The organism is Iamia sp. SCSIO 61187 (assembly GCF_019443745.1).
Taxonomy (GTDB): Bacteria; Actinomycetota; Acidimicrobiia; order Acidimicrobiales; family Iamiaceae; genus Iamia.
Map to the genome: position 1 here is coordinate 454,629 of NZ_CP050948.1, position 20,081 is coordinate 474,709.

At 74.0% G+C, this 20,081-nt stretch carries 20 protein-coding genes; 19 read left to right on the top strand and 1 reads right to left on the bottom strand.

The window, feature by feature from the left end; genetic code table 11:
- Nucleotides 1-16 precede the first annotated feature (16 nt).
- The gene (locus HC251_RS02140) at nt 17-295 is read right to left on the bottom strand and encodes a WhiB family transcriptional regulator (protein ID WP_255566570.1); all 279 of its coding nucleotides are present in this window, start codon (nt 293-295) and stop codon (nt 17-19) included.
- Nucleotides 296-915: 620 nt separating this feature from the next.
- On the opposite strand from HC251_RS02140, the gene HC251_RS02145 reads away from it, so the two are divergent.
- The 19 genes from HC251_RS02145 (at nt 916) to HC251_RS02235 (ending at nt 20,066) form a co-directional block, all read left to right on the top strand.
- A complete protein-coding gene (locus HC251_RS02145; protein ID WP_219943679.1) occupies nt 916-2,001 on the top strand; it encodes a S1C family serine protease in 1,086 nt (361 codons plus the stop codon).
- A gap of 67 nt (nt 2,002-2,068) precedes the next feature.
- Nucleotides 2,069-2,344 (top strand): hypothetical protein, encoded by a 276-nt coding sequence (locus HC251_RS02150; protein WP_255566571.1) that lies wholly within the window; start codon nt 2,069-2,071, stop codon nt 2,342-2,344.
- Nucleotides 2,345-2,348: 4 nt separating this feature from the next.
- The gene (locus HC251_RS02155) at nt 2,349-3,293 is read left to right on the top strand and encodes an ROK family protein (protein WP_219943680.1); all 945 of its coding nucleotides are present in this window, start codon (nt 2,349-2,351) and stop codon (nt 3,291-3,293) included.
- 59 nt (nt 3,294-3,352) lie between these two features.
- Nucleotides 3,353-5,554 carry an RNA degradosome polyphosphate kinase gene (locus HC251_RS02160; protein WP_370651328.1) on the top strand — a complete coding sequence of 734 codons (2,202 nt, stop codon included), beginning with the start codon at nt 3,353-3,355 and terminating at the stop codon, nt 5,552-5,554.
- A 97-nt stretch (nt 5,555-5,651) separates the two neighbouring features.
- Nucleotides 5,652-7,160 carry a CYTH and CHAD domain-containing protein gene (locus tag HC251_RS02165; protein WP_219943682.1) on the top strand — a complete coding sequence of 503 codons (1,509 nt, stop codon included), beginning with the start codon at nt 5,652-5,654 and terminating at the stop codon, nt 7,158-7,160.
- A complete protein-coding gene (locus HC251_RS02170) occupies nt 7,157-7,567 on the top strand; it encodes an NUDIX hydrolase (RefSeq protein ID WP_219943683.1) in 411 nt (136 codons plus the stop codon). The genes HC251_RS02165 and HC251_RS02170 overlap by 4 nt, the downstream gene beginning before the upstream one ends.
- A gap of 121 nt (nt 7,568-7,688) precedes the next feature.
- Entirely contained in the window at nt 7,689-8,741 is a 1,053-nt protein-coding gene (locus HC251_RS02175; RefSeq protein ID WP_219943684.1) for a substrate-binding domain-containing protein, read from the top strand.
- A 46-nt stretch (nt 8,742-8,787) separates the two neighbouring features.
- Entirely contained in the window at nt 8,788-9,465 is a 678-nt protein-coding gene (locus HC251_RS02180; RefSeq protein ID WP_219943685.1) for a response regulator transcription factor, read from the top strand.
- Nucleotides 9,455-10,828, top strand: coding sequence for a cell wall metabolism sensor histidine kinase WalK (locus tag HC251_RS02185; RefSeq protein WP_219943686.1), 1,374 nt, complete (start codon nt 9,455-9,457; stop codon nt 10,826-10,828). Before HC251_RS02180 ends, HC251_RS02185 begins: the two co-directional genes overlap by 11 nt.
- Nucleotides 10,829-10,921: 93 nt before the next feature.
- Entirely contained in the window at nt 10,922-11,506 is a 585-nt protein-coding gene (locus HC251_RS02190; RefSeq protein WP_219943687.1) for a PepSY domain-containing protein, read from the top strand.
- A gap of 209 nt (nt 11,507-11,715) precedes the next feature.
- On the top strand, nt 11,716-12,774 hold the full coding sequence (locus HC251_RS02195; protein WP_219943688.1) for a substrate-binding domain-containing protein: 1,059 nt from the start codon (nt 11,716-11,718) through the stop codon (nt 12,772-12,774).
- Nucleotides 12,775-12,993: 219 nt separating this feature from the next.
- On the top strand, nt 12,994-13,929 hold the full coding sequence (gene pstC, locus HC251_RS02200; RefSeq protein WP_219943689.1) for a phosphate ABC transporter permease subunit PstC: 936 nt from the start codon (nt 12,994-12,996) through the stop codon (nt 13,927-13,929).
- 8 nt (nt 13,930-13,937) lie between these two features.
- The gene (gene pstA / locus HC251_RS02205) at nt 13,938-14,867 is read left to right on the top strand and encodes a phosphate ABC transporter permease PstA (protein ID WP_219943690.1); all 930 of its coding nucleotides are present in this window, start codon (nt 13,938-13,940) and stop codon (nt 14,865-14,867) included.
- Nucleotides 14,868-14,914: 47 nt separating this feature from the next.
- Nucleotides 14,915-15,778, top strand: a complete 864-nt coding sequence (gene pstB / locus HC251_RS02210) for a phosphate ABC transporter ATP-binding protein PstB (protein ID WP_219945599.1) — start codon at nt 14,915-14,917, stop codon at nt 15,776-15,778.
- A gap of 8 nt (nt 15,779-15,786) precedes the next feature.
- A complete protein-coding gene (gene phoU / locus HC251_RS02215; protein WP_219943691.1) occupies nt 15,787-16,458 on the top strand; it encodes a phosphate signaling complex protein PhoU in 672 nt (223 codons plus the stop codon).
- A complete protein-coding gene (phoU, locus tag HC251_RS02220; RefSeq protein WP_219943692.1) occupies nt 16,458-17,249 on the top strand; it encodes a phosphate signaling complex protein PhoU in 792 nt (263 codons plus the stop codon). The genes phoU (HC251_RS02215) and phoU (HC251_RS02220) overlap by 1 nt, the downstream gene beginning before the upstream one ends.
- 25 nt (nt 17,250-17,274) lie before the next feature.
- Nucleotides 17,275-18,120, top strand: a complete 846-nt coding sequence (gene surE, locus HC251_RS02225) for a 5'/3'-nucleotidase SurE (protein ID WP_219943693.1) — start codon at nt 17,275-17,277, stop codon at nt 18,118-18,120.
- A 1-nt stretch (nt 18,121) separates the two neighbouring features.
- Entirely contained in the window at nt 18,122-19,327 is a 1,206-nt protein-coding gene (locus HC251_RS02230) for a cell wall metabolism sensor histidine kinase WalK (protein ID WP_219943694.1), read from the top strand.
- Nucleotides 19,328-19,364: 37 nt separating this feature from the next.
- Nucleotides 19,365-20,066 (top strand): response regulator transcription factor, encoded by a 702-nt coding sequence (locus HC251_RS02235; RefSeq protein ID WP_219943695.1) that lies wholly within the window; start codon nt 19,365-19,367, stop codon nt 20,064-20,066.
- The last annotated feature ends 15 nt before the right edge of the window (nt 20,067-20,081 follow it).

A 20,081-nucleotide genomic window follows, 5' to 3' on the forward strand; every position in this document is an offset into this window, starting at 1 on the left:
CTGGTGGCGGCGCTGCCTACCGCGGGGTGACGACGTGGTCCTCGGTGATCCCTTGGGCGGCGAGGCGGCGACGGCGGAGGATCCGACGGCGCTCGCGCTCGGAGCAGCCACCCCACACGCCGTGCTCGATGCGGTGCTCGAGGGCGTACTCGAGGCACCGTTCCTTCACCGGGCAGGTGGCGCAGATCCGGCGGGCGACCTCGACGCCGACGCCGTCGCTCGGGAAGAAGGTCGACGGCGGCTCGTGGGCGCAGCTCCCTCGCTGCATCCACTTGGCGATCTGGTACTCGTTCACGTGGTCACCTCGTCGGTCGGCACCATCCCGGGGAGGTTCGCCGGGACCGGTGGTCCGGATGGGTCTTCCCAGATGTGCGGTCAAGCGGAGGTAAAGGCCGGGTCCCACCATGGACCCTGACCTGCAGGAGGGGAAGGCCGGCGAGGGGGGTCCCCACCCCCTCCCGGCGGCGACGGGCCGCCCCGCCGGTCGGGGGCGCAGGGGGTCGCGGTAGCGTGGTCGGCCTCTGACCGGGCCCCCGCCCGACCGAAGGAGATCCCGTGTCCTACCCGCCGTCCTCCTCCGGAGGAGCCCCCCACCCGTGGGCGCCGCGCGGGCCCGGTGACACCGGCTCCACGCAGGCCTGGTCGCCCCCCGGCGTCCCCCCGGCCGGATCTCCGGGACCCGGGTCCGGGCGGCCCGGCCCGGCCACCGGGACGTGGGCGCCCCCGGGACCGGCCCCGGCCGCGACCCGGCCGTGGGCGCCGCCCTCTGGCGGTGGCTACCCCAGCGGACCTCCCACGGGTGGCGGGGGCGGGCTGCCGCCCCACCCGCCCGGCTACCGGACGGCTGACCGGGGCGGCCCGGCGCCATCGGTGCCCCCACCGGCGCCGCCGCCCAGCGATGGCGGCGGGCGGCTCATGTCCGCCGTGGTCGGCGGGATCGTCGGTGCCATCGTGGCGGCCCTCGTCGCCGCCGGGCTCGTGGTCGCCACCGACGACGACCCCACCGTCCAGGAGACCACCGGCACCACCGAGCCGAGCAGCGGCTCCGGCTCGGGTGGTTCGATGGGCGCCAACTCCGACATCCAGGACCTCCTCGCCCGGGTCCAGCCGACGGTCGTCCAGATCAACACCGCCGCGTCGTCGGGCCAGCAGGGCGCCGGCAGCGGCTTCGTCTTCGACGCCGAGGGCCTCATCCTCACCAACGCCCACGTGATCGAGGGGGCCGACGAGATCTCGGTGACCTTCTTCGACGGCTCGGCCGCGGGCGCCGAGCTGGTCGGGTCGTTCCCCGACGAGGACGTGGCCATGATCCGGGTCGAGGGCATCGAGGACCTCGAGCCGGCCGTGCTGGGCTCCTCGGACGCCCTGGAGGTCGGCGAGGACGTGGTGGCCATCGGCAACGCCCTCGGCCTCGGCGGGCAGCCCACCGTCACCACCGGCATCGTGTCGGCCCTCAACCGCAGCATCGACGACGGCGCCGGCGGGGTCCTGACCAACCTCATCCAGACCGACGCGGCCATCAACCCCGGGAACTCGGGCGGGCCGCTGCTCAACGCCCAGGGCGAGGTCGTCGGCATCAACACGGCCAAGATCCCCGACGCCTCCAACATCGGCTTCGCCCTCTCGATCGACGCCATCCGGCCCCTCATCGAGGACCTGCGCGACGGCAACGGCGAGATCACCGCCGACACCCCCTTCCTCGGCGTGTCGACGCTCCCGCTCAACAGCGGCGACGTCCCCCAGGCCCTGCTCGACCAGTTCAACATCACCGAGCGGCGCGGCCTGATCATCTCCGAGGTCACCCCCGGGTCGGGGGCGGCCGAGGCCGGCCTCGAGGCCGGGGACGTCATCCGCGAGGTCGACGGCCAGGAGGTCGACGACAACGAGGCCCTGGGCGAGATCATCCGCTCCAAGGCCGTGGGCGACACCATCACCGTGGGCTACGACCGCATGGGCGAGCGCACCGAGGTCACCGTCACGCTGGGCCGGCGGGGCGGCTGACCGCACGGCTGAGGCCCCCATCGGCCGGCCCCGGTAGGGTGGCCGGCCGCACGACCGAGGAGACGACGTGACCTACACCGAGATCGAGCGCGACCCGAACGAGCCCCCCCGTGGGCACGCGCGGGTGGTCTACCTCGGGCCGGTCGCCCCGCACTGGGAGATCCAGTCGGACTTCGGGGACCGGGCCATGATCGACGGCTTCCGCGACCGGGTCCAGGCCCGCCTCCAGCTGGTCCCGCCGCACGACCCCCAGTTCCGCCGCAACCGGGAGCGGGTCATCCGCGACGCCGAGCGGGAGAACCTCCTCCTCGACTGGGACCTGGGCCAGCCCGAGGACGCCTAGCCCCGTGACCGACGGCGAGGACGGCGGCGTCCGCACGATCGGCGTCGACCTCGGCGGGACGAAGGTCCTGGCCGCCCGGGTCGCGCCCGACGGCTCCGTCCGCGACCGCGTCAAGCGCCCCACCCCCACCGACGGCCCCCAGGCCGTGGCCGCCGCCATCGCCGAGATGGTCGCCGAGCTGGGTGGGGCCGACCGCCTCGGCGTCGGGACGCCCGGGTACGTCGACGCCGACGGCGTGGTGGCCGGTGTCCCCAACCTCGTCGGCTGGGAGCCGCCCGTCCCGCTCCGGGACATCCTGCGCGCCGCGGTCGGGCTCGACCACGTCGTCGTCGACAACGACGTCAACGCCGGCACCCTGGCCGAGGCCGCCCACGGCGCCGCCGCCGGCCGGGGCGACGTGCTGTGCGCCTTCATGGGCACCGGGGTCGGCGGTGGGCTGATCCTCGACGGCCAGCTGCGGCGCGGCCCCCGGGGGCTCGCCGGCGAGATCGGCCACGTGACCGTCCAGGCCGGCGGGCGGCGGTGCGGGTGCGGCGGGCGCGGGCACATGGAGGCCTACGCCGGGCGCATCGGCATGGAGGGCGAGGCCCGCCGCCGCCACGCCGCCGGCGAGGAGACGGCGCTGGTCGACCTGGCCGGCGACGGCCGCATGAAGTCGGGGACCTTCGCCAAGGCCCTCGACCGGGGCGACCGCATCGCCGCCGAGCTGCTCACCGAGGCGGTCGACGCCGTGGCCGTCGCCATCGCCAGCACCGTGATGCTCGTCGACGTCACCACGGTGGTCGTCGGCGGCGGCGTCGCCGACAAGCTGGGCCCGCCGTTCGTGGCCCGCATCGAGGAGGCCGTCGCCACCCACCTCGGCCCCGCCCTCCCCGTCGCCGTCCTCCCCGCCGCCCTCGGCGACGACGCCGGGGCCATCGGCGCGGCCCGGTTGGCCGCGCCGGGGTGACACGGATGGTGCCTGGCACCATCCGTGCCCGGGCCGTCGCGGGTCACCTGGCCTGCTCGATGCTCGAGGGTCGTCCGGCCCCGTCTCCCGTCGCCTCGGCGTCACCTGGGGTTCACCAACGGGCGGTAGCCTCGGATCGCATGTCGAGCGCCGCCGTCGAACCCCCCGAGGCGGGTGACGCGCCGCCCCGGTACGGGCCCGACGACCCCGAGCGGTTCATCAACCGCGAGCTGTCCTGGCTCGACTTCAACGAACGGGTGCTGGCCCTGGCCGACGACCCCACGATCCCGCTGCTCGAGCGGGCCAAGTTCCTGGCCATCTTCAGCCAGAACCTCGACGAGTTCTTCCAGGTCCGGGTGGCCGGCCTGCTCGACCAGGTCGCCGCCGGCATCCGCCACCGCACCTTCGACGGCCGCACGCCGACCGCCCAGGTCCGCGAGGTCGCGGCCCGGGCTCGGATCCTCGTCGACCGGGAGGAGCGCCTCTTCCTCGAGAAGATCGCCCCCGAGCTGGCCGCCAACGGCATCGTGCTCTCGTCCTGGGAGGAGCTCGACGACGACGACCGCGTGCACATGGTGGGCGTGTTCGAGGACCGCATCTTCCCGGTCCTCACCCCGCTCGCCGTCGACCCCGGCCACCCGTTCCCCTACATCTCCAACCTGTCGCTCAACCTGGCCCTGACGGTGCGCGACCCCGTCACCGACGAGCGCCGCTTCGCCCGGGTGAAGGTGCCGTCGCTCCTGCCCCGGTTCGTGGTCATGCCCGACGGCGAGCGGTTCGTGCCCCTGGAGCAGGTGATCGCCGCCCACCTCGACCAGCTGTTCCCCGGCATGGTCGTCGAGGAGCACGTCGCGTTCCGCGTCACCCGCAACGCCGACCTCACCCTCGAGGAGGAGGAGGCCGACGACCTCCTCGCCGCCGTCGAGATGGAGCTCCGGCGCCGGCGCTTCGGCCGGGCCGTGCGGCTCGAGGTCGACGCCCGGGCCTCGTCGGAGGTCCGCGAGCTGCTGATGCGGGAGCTCGACGTCGACGAGCACGCCACCTTCGACCACGTCGGCCCCCTGGACCTGGGCGGCCTCTGGGCCGTGCACGCCCTCGACCGGCCCGACCTCCAGGACGAGCCGTGGCCCCCGGTCACCCCCCGCCGGCTCTCGGCCCCCGAGGGCGAGAAGTTCGACATCTTCAAGGCCATCTCCGACGGCGACATCCTCGTCCACCACCCCTACGACTCGTTCGCCACCTCGGTCGAGGAGCTGATCCACCGGGCGTCGCGGGACCCCAAGGTCCTCGCCATCAAGATCGCCCTCTACCGCACCTCGGGCGACAGCCCCATCGTCCGGTCGCTCATCCGGGCCGCCGAGCGGGGCAAGCAGGTCGCCGCCCTGGTCGAGCTCAAGGCCCGCTTCGACGAGGCCAACAACATCGAGTGGGCCAAGCTCCTGGAGGAGGCCGGGGTCCACGTCACCTACGGCCTGCTCGGGCTCAAGACCCACTCGAAGGTCGTCCTCGTGGTGCGCGACGAGCCCCAAGGGATGATGCGGTACTGCCACATCGGCACCGGCAACTACAACAGCAAGACGGCGACCCTCTACGAGGACCTGGGCCTGCTCACCTGCAGCCCCGCCCTCGGCGCCGACCTGACCCAGCTGTTCAACTACCTGACCGGCTACGGCCGCAACGTCCGCTACCGGAACCTGCTGGTCGCCCCGCACACCCTGCGCCCGGGCATCGTCGACCTCATCCAGGGCGAGATCGAGGCCGGTCCCGAGCGGGGCCGGATCATCATGAAGATGAACAGCCTGGTCGACCCCCAGATGATCGACCACCTCTACGAGGCGTCCCGGGCCGGGATCGAGATCGACCTGATCATCCGGGGCATCTGCTGCCTCCGCCCCGGGATCCCCGGGCTGTCGGAGACGATCCGGGTGCGGTCGATCGTGGGCCGCTACCTCGAGCACTCCCGGATCTTCTGGTTCGCCAACGGGGCCGACGGCGCCCCGCTGGTCGCCTTCGGCTCGGCCGACCTCATGCCCCGCAACCTCGACCGCCGGGTCGAGTCGACGGTCACGATCACCGACCCGGTGATCGAGGCCCAGGTGCGCGAGGTGCTCGACGTGAACCTGGCCGACGACACCCTGGCGTGGACCCTGAGCGCCGACGGGTCGTGGGAGCCCATCAAGGGCGAGGGCTCCGTCCACGCCCACGAGCGGTTCCGGGCCATGGCCCTGGCCCGCACCCGCCGCCTCGAGGTCGAGGACTGAGCCGGCCCGGACCACGAGGTGTCGGACCACGAGGTGCCTGGCGCCACGTGGTCCGCCCCGGTCCGGTGGCCGCTCCCGTCCACGCGAGGATGACGCCGTGATCGAGCGCGAGGTGAAGCTGTCGGCCTGGCCCGGGTTCCGCCTGCCCGACCTGGACGGTGTCGCCCCCGGGGCCCGGACCCGCCGGCGCGAGACCGTCGACCTCGACGCCACCTACCTCGACACCGACGACCTCCGCCTGGGGCGCCGGGGCATCACCCTGCGGCACCGGCGCCGGGGCGCCCGGGAGACCTGGACCCTGAAGCTGCCGGTCAGCTCCACCGACCCGGCCGTCCTCGCCCGGTCCGAGATCGACGTTCCCGGACCGCCCGGCGACGTCCCCGACGAGCTGGCCCTCCTGGTCGCGGCCGACGTCCGCACCGCCGACCTCGTGAAGGTCGCCCGGCTGGTGACGGTGCGGCGCCGCACGCTGGTGCTCGGCGCCGACGATGCGCCCCTCGCCGAGATCGACGACGACGAGGTGTCGGTCATGGACGGCGGACGGGTCGCGGCCCGCTTCCGCGAGGTCGAGGTCGAGGTGGCCGAGGACGCGCCCGACGAGGTCGCCCGGCGCGTCGTCGACCGGCTCGTCCGGGCCGGGGCCGAACCCGGCGGGAACCTCCCCAAGCTGGCCCGCGCCGTCGGGCCCCGCTTCCTCCAGCCGCCCGAGGCCGCCCCTGCCGACCTCGGCCCCGAGCCCCTGGCCGGCGACGTCGTCGTGGCCGCCATCCGCACCGGCGTCACCCGCCTGATCGAGAACCACCCGGCGGCGGTGATCGGCGTGGACCCCGAGGGCGTGCACCAGATGCGCGTCGCGGCGCGGCGCCTGCGGTCCGACCTGCGCACCTTCCGCCCGCTGGTCGACCGGGAGGTCACCGACCCCCTCCGCGACGACCTGCGCTGGCTGGGCGAGGAGCTGGGGGCGGTGCGCGACCCCGACGTGCTCGGCGAGCAGCTCCGGGAGGTCGCCGCGACCGCCCTCGAGCCGTCCGACGCCGACGTCCTCGACGCCGTCGTCGACCGGGTGGGGTCCCACCGCGACGAGGCCGTGGCCGAGCTCCACCAGACGCTCGGGTCCGACCGCTACCGGCGCCTGCTCGACCGGCTGGTCGCCGTGGCCGACGACGTGCCCCTCCGCAAGGCGGCGCGGGAGGACGCCCTCGACGTGGTCCCGGCCCTGGTCGCCAAGCCCTGGCGCGCCCTCGTCGCCCGGGTCGAGGGGCTGGGCGACGACCCCGCCGACGCCGCCCTCCACGAGGTCCGCAAGGCGGCCAAGCAGGTCCGCTACGCCACCGAGGCCGTGGCCCCCGTCGTCGGGCGGCGCGCCCGCAAGGCGGGCAAGGGCGTCAAGCAGGTCCAGGAGGTGCTGGGCGACCACCACGACACGGTCGTGGCCGAGGAGTGGCTGCGCACCGCCGCCGCCTCCCCCGACACCACGGCGGCGGAGGCCCTCGTCATGGGGTTGCTGGTCGGGGGCGAGCGGGCGCGCCGGGCCGCCTGCCGGGGCGCCTGGGAGGCCCGCTGGGAGAAGGCCTCGGCCGCCGACCGGTGGTCGTGGCTGCCGTGAGCGACGCTGCGGAGGTCCGGGCCGCCGGTGGCGTGGTCGCCGGGCACGACAGCGAGGGACGGGTGGCCGTGCTGCTGGTCCACCGCCCCCGCTACGACGACTGGAGCCTCCCCAAGGGCAAGTGCGACCCGAGCGAGAGCGACGAGGACTGCGCCCGGCGCGAGGTCGAGGAGGAGACCGGGCTGCGCTGCACGCTCGACGTCGAGCTGCCGTCCACCCGCTACGTCGACCGCAAGGGCCGGAGCAAGCAGGTCCGCTACTGGGCCATGGAGGTCGTCGGCGGCGCCTTCGCCCCCAACGACGAGGTCGACGAGGTCCGCTGGCTCGCCCCGGCGGCCGCCGCCGAGCTCCTCAGCTACGCCCACGACGTCGCCGTGGTGGAGGCGTGGGCCGCCCGACGCACCTGAGGCCCGCACCGACGGCCGGCGCCCGGGCGCCGCGCCGCGGGTGGCGGTGGAGGGCGGGGCGGGTCGCACCGGACCCGACCCCTAGGGTTGGTCCTTCGTTCACCTGGAGGACACATCGGGCATGCGCCCCGCCCTCACCCTTCTCGCCAGCCTCGTCGCCCTCGTCACCGTCGCCGTGGCCGCCTGCGGCAACGACAACTCCGACGTCTCCCGCGACCTGACCACGGCCCGCGCCGACACCACGGTCTCGGGCCGGATCACCATCACCGGCTCGTCGACCGTCGAGCCGGTCTCGACCTTCGTGGCCGAGGCCTTCCGGGGCCAGAACGGGAAGGTCGACCCCACCGTCGACGGTCCCGGCACCGGTGACGGCTTCGAGCGGCTCTGCTCCGGCGTGGCCGACATCGCCGGCGCCTCCCGGCCCATCGAGGAGGACGAGCTGGCCGCCTGCCACGAGGCCGGGATCGAGGTCATCGAGCTGGCGATCGGTCTCGACGGCGTCGCCGTCATCACCTCGGCCGGCAACGACGTCGAGTGCCTGACCTTCGCCGACCTCTACGCGCTGGCCGGCATCGAGGCCGAGGGCGTGGACCGGTGGAGCGAGGCCGAGGCGGTGGCCGAGGAGCTCGGGTCGACGACGTCGTTCCCCGACGAGAGCCTGCTCCTCGCCGGGCCGGGCGAGGAGTCGGGGACCTACGACGCCTTCATCTCGATCGTCCTCGAGGAGGTGGCCGGGCCCCGCGTCGACGCCGGGGCGATCACCGAGGACGAGGCCGGCCTGGCCCGGCCGGACTACGCCGCCAGCGCCGACGACAACAGCATCATCGAGACCGTGGCCGGTGAGCCGGGCGGGCTCGGGTGGGTCGGCCTGGCCTACGCCGAGCAGTCCGAGGACGTCCGGATCATCCCCATCGCCCGCGCGCCCGGGGACCCGTGCGTCACCCCGACCGCCGAGACCGTCATGGACGGCAGCTACCCCATCTCCCGGGACCTGTACATCTACGTCTCGGCCGAGGCGGCCGAGCGCCCGGTGGTGGCCGCCTTCGTCGACTTCTACCTGGAGGGGCTCGCGGGGTTCCTCGACGATGCCGACTACGTGCCCCAGCCCGATCCCGAGGCCACGGTCGAGCGCTGGGAGGCCCGCACCACCGGGTCCGCCGGCGACGACGGCTGAGACCGTCCTCAGCCCGGCTTCAGGACGGGCCTGGCAGTGTGGGCCGGTGCGCGTGCTGGTGGTCGAGGACGAGGTGGCACTGGCCGCGTCGCTGGCGCGCGGGCTCGAGGCCGACGGCTTCGCCGTCGACGTGGCCCACGACGGCGTCGACGGGCTCTGGCGCGCCCAGGAGGTGGCCTACGACGCCATCGTCCTCGACCTCATGCTCCCGGGGATGAACGGCTTCCAGGTCTGCCGGCGGCTGCGGGAGGCCGAGGTGTGGACGCCCATCCTCATCCTCACGGCCAAGGACGGGGAGCTGGACGAGACCGAGGCCCTCGACACCGGCGCCGACGACTACCTCACCAAGCCCTTCTCCCACCTGGTGCTCGTCGCCCGCCTGCGGGCCCTGCTCCGCCGGGGGGCGCCGCCCCGGCCGGCGGTCCTCGCCGTCGGCGACCTGCGCCTCGACCCCGCCGGTCGTCGGTGCTGGCGCGGGGAGGTCGAGATCGCCCTGACCGCCCGGGAGATGGCCGTGCTCGAGCACCTGGTGCGCCACGCCGGCGAGGTCGTGTCCAAGCGCGACGTCCTCGACCACGTGTGGGACGACGACTTCGAGGGGGACCCGAACATCGTCGAGGTCTACGTCCGCTACCTGCGCAAGAAGGTCGACATCCCCTTCGGCCGGGCGGCGATCGAGACGGTGCGGGGGAGCGGCTACCGGTTCGCGGCCGATGGCGGCTGATCGGCGCCGCGGGGGCCGCCCGCCCCGGAGCTCCCGCCTGTCGATCCGGGTGCGGACGACGCTCGGCGCCACCGCGGTGGTGGGCGTGGCCCTGGTGGTCGCGGGCGTGCTCGTCGTCCTCCTGCTGCGGCGCAACCTCACCGCCAGCGTCGACGCCGCCGCCGACCTCCGGGTGGAGGACCTGGTCGTGGCGCTGGAGGACGGGCGCGCCCCGGCCGAGCTGGTCGCCGGGGACGGCGACGAGGTCCTGGTGCAGGTCGTGGCCGAGGACGGGCGGGTGCTGGCGGCGAGCGAGGACCTGGCGGGGGTGGCGGCGTTGGCCACCGACGAGGTCGAGGGGAGGGCCGTGGACGTCCCCGACGAGAGCGACCCCTACCGGCTGGTCGCCGAGGGCGTGGACCTCGGCGACGACGACGGCCTGGTCGTGGTGGCCCGCAGCGCCGAGGCGGTGGAGGAGGGGACCGAGACGGTCGCCGGCAGCCTGCTGGTGGGCATCCCCGTGCTGGTGCTGCTCGTCGCCGGCACGACGTGGGTGGTCACCGGCCGGTCCCTGCGGCCGGTCGAGGCGATCCGGCGGGAGGTCGCCGCCATCACCGACGCCGAGCTCGACCGGCGCGTGCCGGCACCGGGGGGGAGGGACGAGGTCGCCCGGTTGGCCGGGACCATGAACGCCATGCTCGACCGGCTGGAGGCCGGCCGCGACCGCAGCCGGCGGTTCGTGTCCGACGCCAGCCACGAGCTGCGCAGCCCCATCGCGACCATCCGCCACGAGCTGGAGGTGGCCCGGGCCGACCCGTCGGTGGTCGACGTGGCCGCGCTGGCCGACCGGCTGCTGGCCGAGGACCTGCGCATGCAGGCGCTGGTCGAGGACCTCCTGCTGCTCGCCCGCTCCGACGAGGGGCGGCTGGCGGCGGTGCGCCGGCCCGTCGACGTCGACGACCTCGTCCTGGCCGAGGCGACCCGGCTGCGCAGCCTGGGGGGACCGACTGTCGACGCGTCGGCCGTGACCGCCGGCCAGGTCGTCGGGGACGCCGCCCAGCTGGGCCGGGTGGTGCGCAACCTGGCCGACAACGCCGCCCGCCACGCCCGCACGACGGTCCGGGTCGGGGTCGCGGCGTCGGGCCCGACGGTGCGGCTGTGGGTGGCCGACGACGGCCCCGGGATCCCCGAGGCCGACCGGGAGCGGGTGTTCGAGCGGTTCACCCGGCTCGACACCTCCCGCACCCGGGCCACCGGCGGCTACGGGTTGGGTCTCGCCATCGCAGCCGAGGTCGTCCGGGCCCACGGCGGCCGGATCAGCATCGGCGACGGGCCCGACGGCGGCGCCCAGGTCGTCGTCGAGCTCCCGGCGAGCGGGACCTGAGAGCCGGTTCAGGCCGGTTCAGCGCCGGTTCAGGGCCGGTCGGGGATGGTGGCCGGAGAGGGGCCACCCGGGCCCCGGACACGAGGAGCCCACATGCCCGCCACCCGCACCAACCGCCTCCTGATCGGCGCCGCCGCCGTCGTCGGCATCGTCGCCGGCGCCGCCGGCATCTCCGCCGCGGTCGCCGGCGACGGAGGGTCCGACCCGACACCGGTCATCTCCCGCGAGGACGCCGAGGCGGCGGCGGTGGCCGAGGTGCCCGGGTCGGTCGTCGGCGCCGAGGCCGACGACGAGGACGGGCGCGGCGTCTGGGAGGTCGAGGTCGACGGTGAGGACGGTCGGCGCCACGAGGTCGAGGTCGATGACGACGGTGCGGTCGTGGGCCGGGAGATCGACGACGACGGCGACGACGACCGCGGTGAGGACGACACCACCGACGACGGTGACGACGACGGGTCCGACCCGGCCCTGGTCGAGGGCGCCGCCGTGAGCCAGGGCGAGGCCGAGCGGACGGCCCGCGCCGAGGCGCCGGGGACGGTCCGCCGCACCCACATCGAGCGGGAGGACGGCCTCGTCGTCTGGGACGTCGAGATCGACGGCGACGACGGTCGTCAGGTGGACGTCCAGGTCGACGCCGCCACCGGGGCTGTGGTCGAGGTCGACGTCGACGACGACTGATCCGGCCGGCCCACCCGTCCACCTGCGGACCGGCGATCGGCTCCCCCTCGAGGGATCCGATCGCCGGTCCGGCGCGCCCGGGCCGAACGTTGGCCGCTCGTTCACCCGGCGGCCACCTGACCCACCGGGACCGGCCACCTCTCCTCCGTACCTTGCGCGTCGAGCCCCTCCACGGGGCCGTCCCGAAACCTCTGAGGAGACCACTTCACATGCACACCCGAGTCCGCCGGGTCGGCATCGCCACCCTGGCTGCCGCCCTCCTGCTGACGGCCTCCGCCTGCGGCAACGACAACTCCGACGAGCAGACCGAGACCGATGCCGAGGTCGACGCGGAGGCGAGCGGGTCGGTCGCGGTCTCCGGCTCGTCCACCGTCGAGCCCATCTCCGCCGCCGTGGCCGAGGCCATCGGCGCCCAGAACCCCGACATCGAGGTCACCGTCGAGGGCCCGGGCACCGGTGACGGCTTCGAGCTGTTCTGCAGCGGCGAGACCGACATCTCCGACGCCTCCCGTCCCATCAAGGAGGAGGAGGCGGCGGCGTGCGAGGAGGCCGGGATCGAGTTCATCGAGCTCGAGGTCGGCATCGACGGCATCAGCGTCATCACCTCGCCCGACAACCCCCTCGAGTGCCTGAGCTTCGCCGACCTCTACGCCCTCATCGGGCCGGAGGCCGAGGGCATCTCCACCTGGGCCGACGCCACCGACGTGGCCGCCGCCCTGGGCTCGGAGACCGAGCTCCCCGCCGAGGAGCTGGTGATCACCGCCCCGGGTGAGGAGTCCGGCACCTACGACAGCTTCATCGAGATCGTGCTCGAGGCCGCCGCCGAGCCCCGCGTGGAGTCCGGTGACATCACCGAGGACGACGCCGCCACGACCCGCACCGACTACGCCGCCCAGGCCGACGACAACGCCATCATCGAGGGCGTCGCGGCCGAGCCCGGCGGTCTCGGCTGGGTCGGCTTCGCCTTCGCCGACCAGGCCGAAGGGGTCAAGCTCATGCCCATCTCCGAGGAGCCGGGCGGCGAGTGCGTCGAGCCCACCTCCGAGACCATCCAGGACGGCAGCTACCCCATCTCCCGCAGCCTGTACATCTACGTCAACAAGGCCAAGGCCGAGGAGAACAGCGCGGTCGCGGCCTACGTCGACTTCTACCTCGACGGGCTGACCGACTTCGTCGAGGGCGCCGACTACATCGCCCTGGCCGACGACGCCGAGACCCGGGCGACGTGGGAGGACAAGACCACCGGCACCCAGGTCGAGGCGGGCTGACCCGCCCCCCGACCACTCGGTCACCGGCGGCCTCCACCGCCACCGAGGCCCCGGCGCCCGGCGCCGGGGCCTCGCCCGTCCCCGGCCCGGGTGCCGCGGCCCGAGCCCCGCCACCGAAGGTTGGGCCCGTGTTCACCCCCCGTTCACCATCGGCGACCCGACCCGCCACCTGCCCTCCGTAGGTTGCGCGCTGACCCGATCGCTCCCTCCAGGACCGCCATGAGCAACGCCACCGGGCAGACCCCAGCCCCCGTCACCCTGGCCGAGCTGTCCCGTCGGGACGGCCGCACGGCGGTGGACGCCGCCATCGGCAAGGTCCTGGCCGCCGTCGGCGGCCTGGCCATCGTGATCAGCCTCCTCATCGTCGGCTCGCTCCTCCGGGACTCCATCGGGTTCCTCGCCGGCGTGGACCTGTCCCTCCTCGGGGGCGACGTGTGGCGGCCCCGGAGCGACCTGTACGGCATGCTCGCCCCCCTCACCGGCACCCTCTGGGTGACGCTGGTCGCCGTCGTGCTCGCCGCTCCCGTCGGCCTGGGCGCCGCCATCTACCTCTCGGAGTACGCCAAGCCCCGGGTGCGACGGTTCCTCAAGCCCGTCATCGAGGTGCTGGCCAGCATCCCCTCGGTGGTGGTGGGCTTCTTCGCCTTCCGCTTCATCGCCCCCGAGATCACCCAACGGATCTTCTCCGAGAGCCCCCGCCTCAACCTGCTGGTCGCCGGGCTCGGCGTCGGGCTGCTGTGCATCCCCCTGATGACGTCGGTGTCCGAGGACGCACTGCGGGCGGTGCCCCAGGCCATGCGGGAGGCGTCCTACGGGATCGGCGCCAAGAAGATCACGACCGTCGTGCGGGTCGTGGTCCCGGCCGCCATCTCCGGCCTCGTCGCCGCCGTGATCCTCACCGTGTCCCGGGCCGTCGGCGAGACCATGGTCGTCTTCCTCGTCGGAGGCGGTCAGCCGTCGGTGGCGTCGAAGCCGACCGACCCCGGGCTCACCATCACCTCGGCCATGACGGGCGTGCTGACCGGCAGCGACCAGCAGGCCGGCGGCACCCAATACCAGTCGGTGTTCTTCCTCGGCCTGGTCCTGTTCCTCCTCACCCTCGCCCTCAACCTCGTCGCCGCCCGCTTCGTGCGGCGCGTGCGCATCACCTACTGAGGCCCGCCATGAGCACGCTCCCCACCCAGATCACCGCCGACGCCGTCGCCGCCCGCCTCCGGGGCGACAAGGCCGACGTCAGCGGGCGGGTCTTCCGCTACGCCCTCATCGCCTGCCTGGTCTTCGTCCTCGCCACCTTGCTCACCCTGCTCTGGGACGTGGCCAGCACGGCCATCCCGTTCCTCGGCGACCGCGGGGTCGTGGACTTCGTCACCCGCTACACCTCGCCCCGAGCCGAGGTGGCCGGCATCTACCAGGCCCTCATGGGCACCATCCAGATGGGGCTCATCATCATCGTCGTGGCCTTCCCGCTGGGCGTGGCCACGGCGCTGTACCTGGAGGAGTACGCCGGCGACAACCTGTTCACCCGGGCCATCGAGGTCGTGATCCGCAACCTGGCCGGGGTGCCCGCCATCGTCTACGGCCTCCTGGGCGCCGCCCTCTTCGCCCGGGGCGGCCTCAGCTTCCTGACCGGCCGGGAGTCGCTCCTGTCGGCCGGTCTGACCCTCGCGGTCCTGGTGCTGCCGATCGTGGTCATCACCTCGGCCGAGGCCATCCGGGCCGTGCCCGCATCGCTCCGCGAGGGCGGCTTCGGCGCCGGGGCCACCCGGTGGGAGGTCATCCGCACCCTCGTCCTGCCCAACGCCTTCCCCGGGATCCTCACCGGGACGATCCTGGGGCTGGCCCGCGGCCTGGGCGAGGCCGCCCCGCTGCTCCTGATCGGCGCCAAGGGCTACCTGCCGGGCGGCGAGTTCGGCGACCTCAAGGGCAACTTCACCTCGCTGCCCTACCTGATCTCGGACTGGACCAAGCTCCCGCCGAACCAGGGGTGGCCGGACAACACCGCCGCCGCCATCCTCGTGACGCTGGTCGTCATCCTCGGCATCAACGCCGTCGGCATCTACCTCCGCAACCGCTTCGAGAAGGCCTCCAGGTGACCCCCATGCCCTCGTCCGACCCCCTCACCGCCAACGGGACCCGCCTCATGTCCGACCACCCCGACCTCGCCAAGGCGGCCGCCACGCCCGAGCCCGACGGGCCGACGGTCGTCGCCGACGGCGGGGCCACCGTCTTCGACGTCGACGACCTGTCCGTGTACTACGGCGACTTCCGCGCCGTCCGGGACGTCCACCTCGACATCAAGGAGCACGAGGTCACCGCCTTCATCGGCCCCTCGGGCTGTGGCAAGACGACCGTCCTGCGGTGCTTCAACCGGATGAACGACCTCATCGACATCGCCCGGGTCGAGGGCACGCTGAACTACCACGGCGTCGACCTCTACGACCGCCAGGTGAACCCGGTCGAGGTCCGCCGGCGGATCGGCATGGTCTTCCAGAAGCCGAACCCGTTCCCGAAGTCGATCTACGACAACGTGGCCTACGGCCCCCGCACCTCGGGCATGGCCAAGAAGGGGGCCGCCCTCGACGAGATCGTCGAGCGCAGCCTCCGCCAGGCCGCCCTCTGGGACGAGGTCAAGGACCGGCTCAAGGCGTCCGGGCTCGGCCTCTCCGGCGGTCAGCAGCAGCGCCTCTGCATCGCCCGGGCGCTGGCCACCAACCCCGAGGTCATCCTCATGGACGAGCCCTGCTCGGCCCTCGACCCCATCGCCACCGGGCGCATCGAGGACCTCATGGAGGAGATCAAGGAGCAGTACACGATCATCATCGTGACCCACAACATGCAGCAGGCCGCCCGGGTCAGCGACCGCTGCGCCTTCTTCACCACCGAGGTGAACGAGACCAGCGACACCCGCACCGGCGTCCTCGTCGAGTTCGACGCCACCGAGGTCATGTTCTCGAACCCCTCCGACGAGCGGACCGAGAGCTACGTGACCGGACGGTTCGGCTGATCGTGGCCATGCCCGAGGGTCCGGTGCGCCAGGCGTTCGCGGCCGAGCTCGAGCACCTGCGCCTCCAGGTCGAGGTGATGGGCGTCCGGGTCGACGAGAACCTCGAGCGCACCCGCGAGGTCCTGCGGACCGGTGACGTCGACCTGGCCGCCCTCACCGTGCAGGCCGACGACCTCATCGACGCCATGAACGTCTCCCTCACCGAGCGCTGCTACGACCTGCTCACCCGGGAGAGCCCCGTCGCCGGGGACCTGCGGTTCATCGTGTCGGTGCTGCGGGTGCTGTCGGAGCTCGAGCGGATCGGCGACCTGGCCCTCCGCGTCGTGAAGCTGGCCCCCGAGTGGGAGCTGCTGCGGCGCCACCACGAGACCTTCGACATCCTGCTCTCGATGGCCGACACCGCGGTCGAGCAGTACCGCACCGCCCTCCGGGCGTGGGCGGCCCAGGATCTGGGCCTGGCGGCCGAGCTGGCCGACCAGCGGCCCATGGAGGCCTTCACCGAGCGGTTCAGCCGCGAGCTGCTCGGCATCGACGGACCCGACGCCGTGCTCGCCGCGGTGCGTACCCTGGTGGCGGGCCGGTCGCTCGACCGCATCGCCGACCACGCCGCCATCATCGGGGCCCGCATCCGCTACCTGATCACGGGCGACCCCGCCCACCTCACCGCCGAGATCCGGTGATGCCCAACAGCGAGGGGACGGGTGTGCAGACCCGCCGGACGTACCACCAGCAGCTCGACTCCATCAAGGCCGACCTGGTCAAGATGGCCGCCATGGTCACCGAGGGGATCCCTCGGGCGACCCAGGTGCTGCTCGACCACGACCTGGGCGGGGCCCAGGCCATCATCGACGGCGACGACCCGCTCGACGCCCTGGCCCTCGAGACCGAGGAGCAGTCCTACGCCGTCTTCGCCCTCCAGCAGCCGATGGCCTCGGACCTCCGCGGGCTGATCACCGGCGTGCGCATGGTCAGCGAGATCGAGCGCAGCGGCGACCTGGTCGTCAACATCGCCAAGGGGGCGCGCCGCATCTACGGCACCGAGTACACCCCCCGCCTGCGGGGCCTCATCAACCGCATGGGCGACGAGGCCGCCCGCCTGTTCCGGCTGTCGATCGATGCCTTCGTCGACGGCGACGCCGCGATGGCCGCCGCCCTCGACGACCTCGACGACCGCCTCGACGAGCTCCACCAGGACTACATCGCCGAGATCTTCGAGGCCGCCAACGAGGGTGCCTTCGACGTCCAGGTCGCGGTGCAGCTGGCGCTCATCGGCCGGTACTACGAGCGCATCGGCGACCACGCCGTGAACATCGGTGAGCGGGTGCGGTACATGGTCACCGGCTGGCTGCCCGAGCAGACCGGTGCCGCCCGCGAGGCGGTCCGCAACGCCCGCCTCGGTGAGGAGACGGCGGCGGCCGACGCCGCGCCGGCCGACGAGCCCACCCCCTCCCCGGGGGCGGACGAGGGATGACGTCCCGCACCCGGACGGAGCGCACGTGAGGGTCCTGGTCACCAACGACGACGGCATCGACGCCCCCGGCCTCCACGCCCTGGCCATCGCCCTCGACGCCGACGGCCACGACGTCCTGGTCGTCGCCCCCGGCTCCGACCACAGCGGCTACGGCGCCGCCATCGGCGACCTCGGCCGCCAGTCGGATCTGCACACCACCCCGGCGACGATCCCCGGAGCCGAGCACATCACCGCCTTCTCCCTCGCCGGGCCCCCCGCCCTGTGCGTCATGGCCGCCCGGCTGGGCGGGTTCGGCGACCCGCCCGAGCTCGTCGCCTCCGGGATCAACCCGGGCAACAACACCGGTCGGGCCGTGCTCCACTCCGGCACCATCGGGGCCGCCCTCACCGGGGCGAACCTGGGGATCTCGGGGCTGGCCGTCTCCGTCGGCGTCGACCGCGAGGGCACCGCCGGCTTCGGCGCCGCGGCCGAGGTCGCCGCCGCCTCGGTCGGCTGGCTGGTCACCGCCCCACCCAAGACGGTGCTCAACGTCAACGTCCCCCCCGGCCCGCTCGCCGCCGTCCGGGGGTCGCGGTGGGCGTCGCTCGCCCCCTTCGGCACCGTGCGGGCGGCCCTGCGCCAGGGCGGCGACGACGGCGTGCTCGAGCTGACCCTCGTCGAGTCCGGGGTCGAGCTGCCTCCCGACTCCGACACCGCCCTCGTGACCGCCGGCTACGTGGCGGTCACCTGCATCACCTCGATCCGGGCCGACGACTGGCAGCCGGCGGCGGCCGAGATCGACCGGCGGCTGGCGGCCCGGGCCACGGCCCCCCGCCGCCCGGCCCCGTCGGCGAGCACGCGAGTGGCGAGCGACGTCGGGGAGACGGCCTGAGGTGGCGGTCCTCCTGGGGTTGGTGGCCGTGGGCCTGCTGGTCGCGGTCGTCGTCCTCGCCCTGCGCCTGCGCGCCGCCGAGGCCGAGGCGGCCAAGGTCCCCGAGCTGACCCGTGCCGTCGACGACGGCGGGCGCCGGCAGCGCGCCGCGGCCGACACCGTCGACCAGCTGCGCGCCGCCCTCGACGCCGTGCCCCAGGGCGTGCTGGTCGTCGACGCCGCCGGCGTCGTGGTGGCCCGCAACCGGGCCGCCCGCGAGGTGGCGGCCGCCCGCCACGGCGACGCCCTCGTCAGCGGCGTCGTCGACGAGCTGAGCGCGGCGGCCATCGAGGGCTCCGGCGGGAGCCGGACCATCGAGCTGTACGGCCCACCGGCCCGGGTGGTCGAGGTGGTCGCCCGGCCCCTGCCCCGGGGCGCCCTGGTCGTCATCGACGACATCACCGAGGCCCGGCGGCTCGAGGCGGTGCGCCGCGACTTCGTGGCCAACCTCAGCCACGAGCTCAAGACGCCCGTCGGCGCCATCGGCCTGCTGGCCGAGACCCTCCTGGCCGAGCCCGACCCCGACGTGGCCCACCGCCTGACCGAGCGGGTCGTCAACGAGTCGTTCCGGGTGAGCCGCACCATCGACGACCTGCTCGAGCTCAGCCGCATCGAGGCCAGCCAGGAGGACGTCCGCCAGCCGGTCCCCGTCCACCTGGTGCTCGAGGAGGCGGCCGACCGGATCCGCCCGGCGGCCGAGCTGAGCGACATCGTCATCCGGGTCGCCGAGGTCTCGGCGCGGGTCTCGGCGTGGGGCGACCGCCGCCAGCTGGTCTCGGCCGTGGCCAACCTCCTCGACAACGCGGTCAAGTACTCCAGCCCCGGCTCGGTCGTCGACGTCCGGGCCGCCACCGACGGGACGACCGTCGCCATCGAGGTCGAGGACCACGGTCTCGGGATCCCCGCCCGCGACGTCGAGCGCATCTTCGAGCGCTTCTACCGCGTCGACCGGGCCCGGAGCCGCGACACCGGCGGCACCGGGCTGGGCCTGGCCATCGTGCGCCACATCGTGGCCAACCACGAGGGCGAGGTGGCGGTGCGCTCGACCGAGGGTCAGGGGTCGACCTTCACCGTCCACGTCCCCGCCGGTCCCGGTCCCGTCGCCGTCGGCGACGCCGCCGACCCCGACGTCCCCGGAGATCCCACCGCCCCCAGGAGGAGCGCATGAGCGTGCGAAGCGAGCGACCCGGCCCGGCGGTGCCGGCGTGAGCGCCCAGCCGACCATCCTCGTGGTCGAGGACGAGGACAGCTTCATCGATGCCCTCACCGTGGGCCTGGCCCGCGAGGGGTTCCGGGTCCAGGTGGCCCGGGACGGGGCCCAGGCCCTCGACCTGTTCGACGTGGTCAAGCCCGACCTCGTCCTCCTCGACGTCATGTTGCCCAAGGTGTCGGGCATCGACGTGTGCCGCGAGCTGCGGAGCCGCTCGAAGGTCCCGATCATCATGGTGACGGCCAAGGGGGCCGAGATCGACACGGTCGTCGGGCTCGAGGTCGGCGCCGACGACTACGTCACCAAGCCCTACCGGCTGCGGGAGCTGGTCGCCCGGATGCGGGCCGTGCTGCGCCGGGCCCCGAGCCCCGGCGACGCCCTGCCCGAGCCCAGCGCCGAGGCCCTCGTCGTCGGCGACGTGCAGCTCGACCCGGGCCGCCACGAGGTCGTCATCCGGGGCGAGGCGGTGAACCTGCCGCTCAAGGAGTTCGAGCTGCTGGCCCTGCTCCTCGAGCACGCCGGACGGGTCCTCACCCGCGACACCCTGATCGACCGCATCTGGGGCCACGACTACGTCGGTGACACCAAGACCCTCGACGTCCACATCAAGCGCCTCCGGGCCAAGGTCGAGCCCGACCCCACCAACCCGACCCACATCACCACCATCCGGGGCCTCGGCTACAAGTACGCGGCGTAGTCGTTCGTCGGGTCG

What these genes read in the sequence shown, in the direction of transcription:
- HC251_RS02195 (WP_219943688.1), top strand. Translation starts at nt 11,716, where the DNA reads ATGCACACCCGAGTCCGCCGGGTCGGCATCGCCACCCTGGCTGCCGCC.
- phoU (WP_219943691.1), top strand. Translation starts at nt 15,787, where the DNA reads ATGCCCGAGGGTCCGGTGCGCCAGGCGTTCGCGGCCGAGCTCGAGCAC.
- HC251_RS02185 (WP_219943686.1), top strand. Translation starts at nt 9,455, where the DNA reads ATGGCGGCTGATCGGCGCCGCGGGGGCCGCCCGCCCCGGAGCTCCCGC.
- pstA (WP_219943690.1), top strand. Translation starts at nt 13,938, where the DNA reads ATGAGCACGCTCCCCACCCAGATCACCGCCGACGCCGTCGCCGCCCGC.
- phoU (WP_219943692.1), top strand. Translation starts at nt 16,458, where the DNA reads ATGCCCAACAGCGAGGGGACGGGTGTGCAGACCCGCCGGACGTACCAC.
- HC251_RS02175 (WP_219943684.1), top strand. Translation starts at nt 7,689, where the DNA reads ATGCGCCCCGCCCTCACCCTTCTCGCCAGCCTCGTCGCCCTCGTCACC.
- pstC (WP_219943689.1), top strand. Translation starts at nt 12,994, where the DNA reads ATGAGCAACGCCACCGGGCAGACCCCAGCCCCCGTCACCCTGGCCGAG.
- HC251_RS02190 (WP_219943687.1), top strand. Translation starts at nt 10,922, where the DNA reads ATGCCCGCCACCCGCACCAACCGCCTCCTGATCGGCGCCGCCGCCGTC.
- HC251_RS02145 (WP_219943679.1), top strand. Translation starts at nt 916, where the DNA reads ATGTCCGCCGTGGTCGGCGGGATCGTCGGTGCCATCGTGGCGGCCCTC.
- HC251_RS02160 (WP_370651328.1), top strand. Translation starts at nt 3,353, where the DNA reads ATGCTCGAGGGTCGTCCGGCCCCGTCTCCCGTCGCCTCGGCGTCACCT.
- pstB (WP_219945599.1), top strand. Translation starts at nt 14,915, where the DNA reads ATGTCCGACCACCCCGACCTCGCCAAGGCGGCCGCCACGCCCGAGCCC.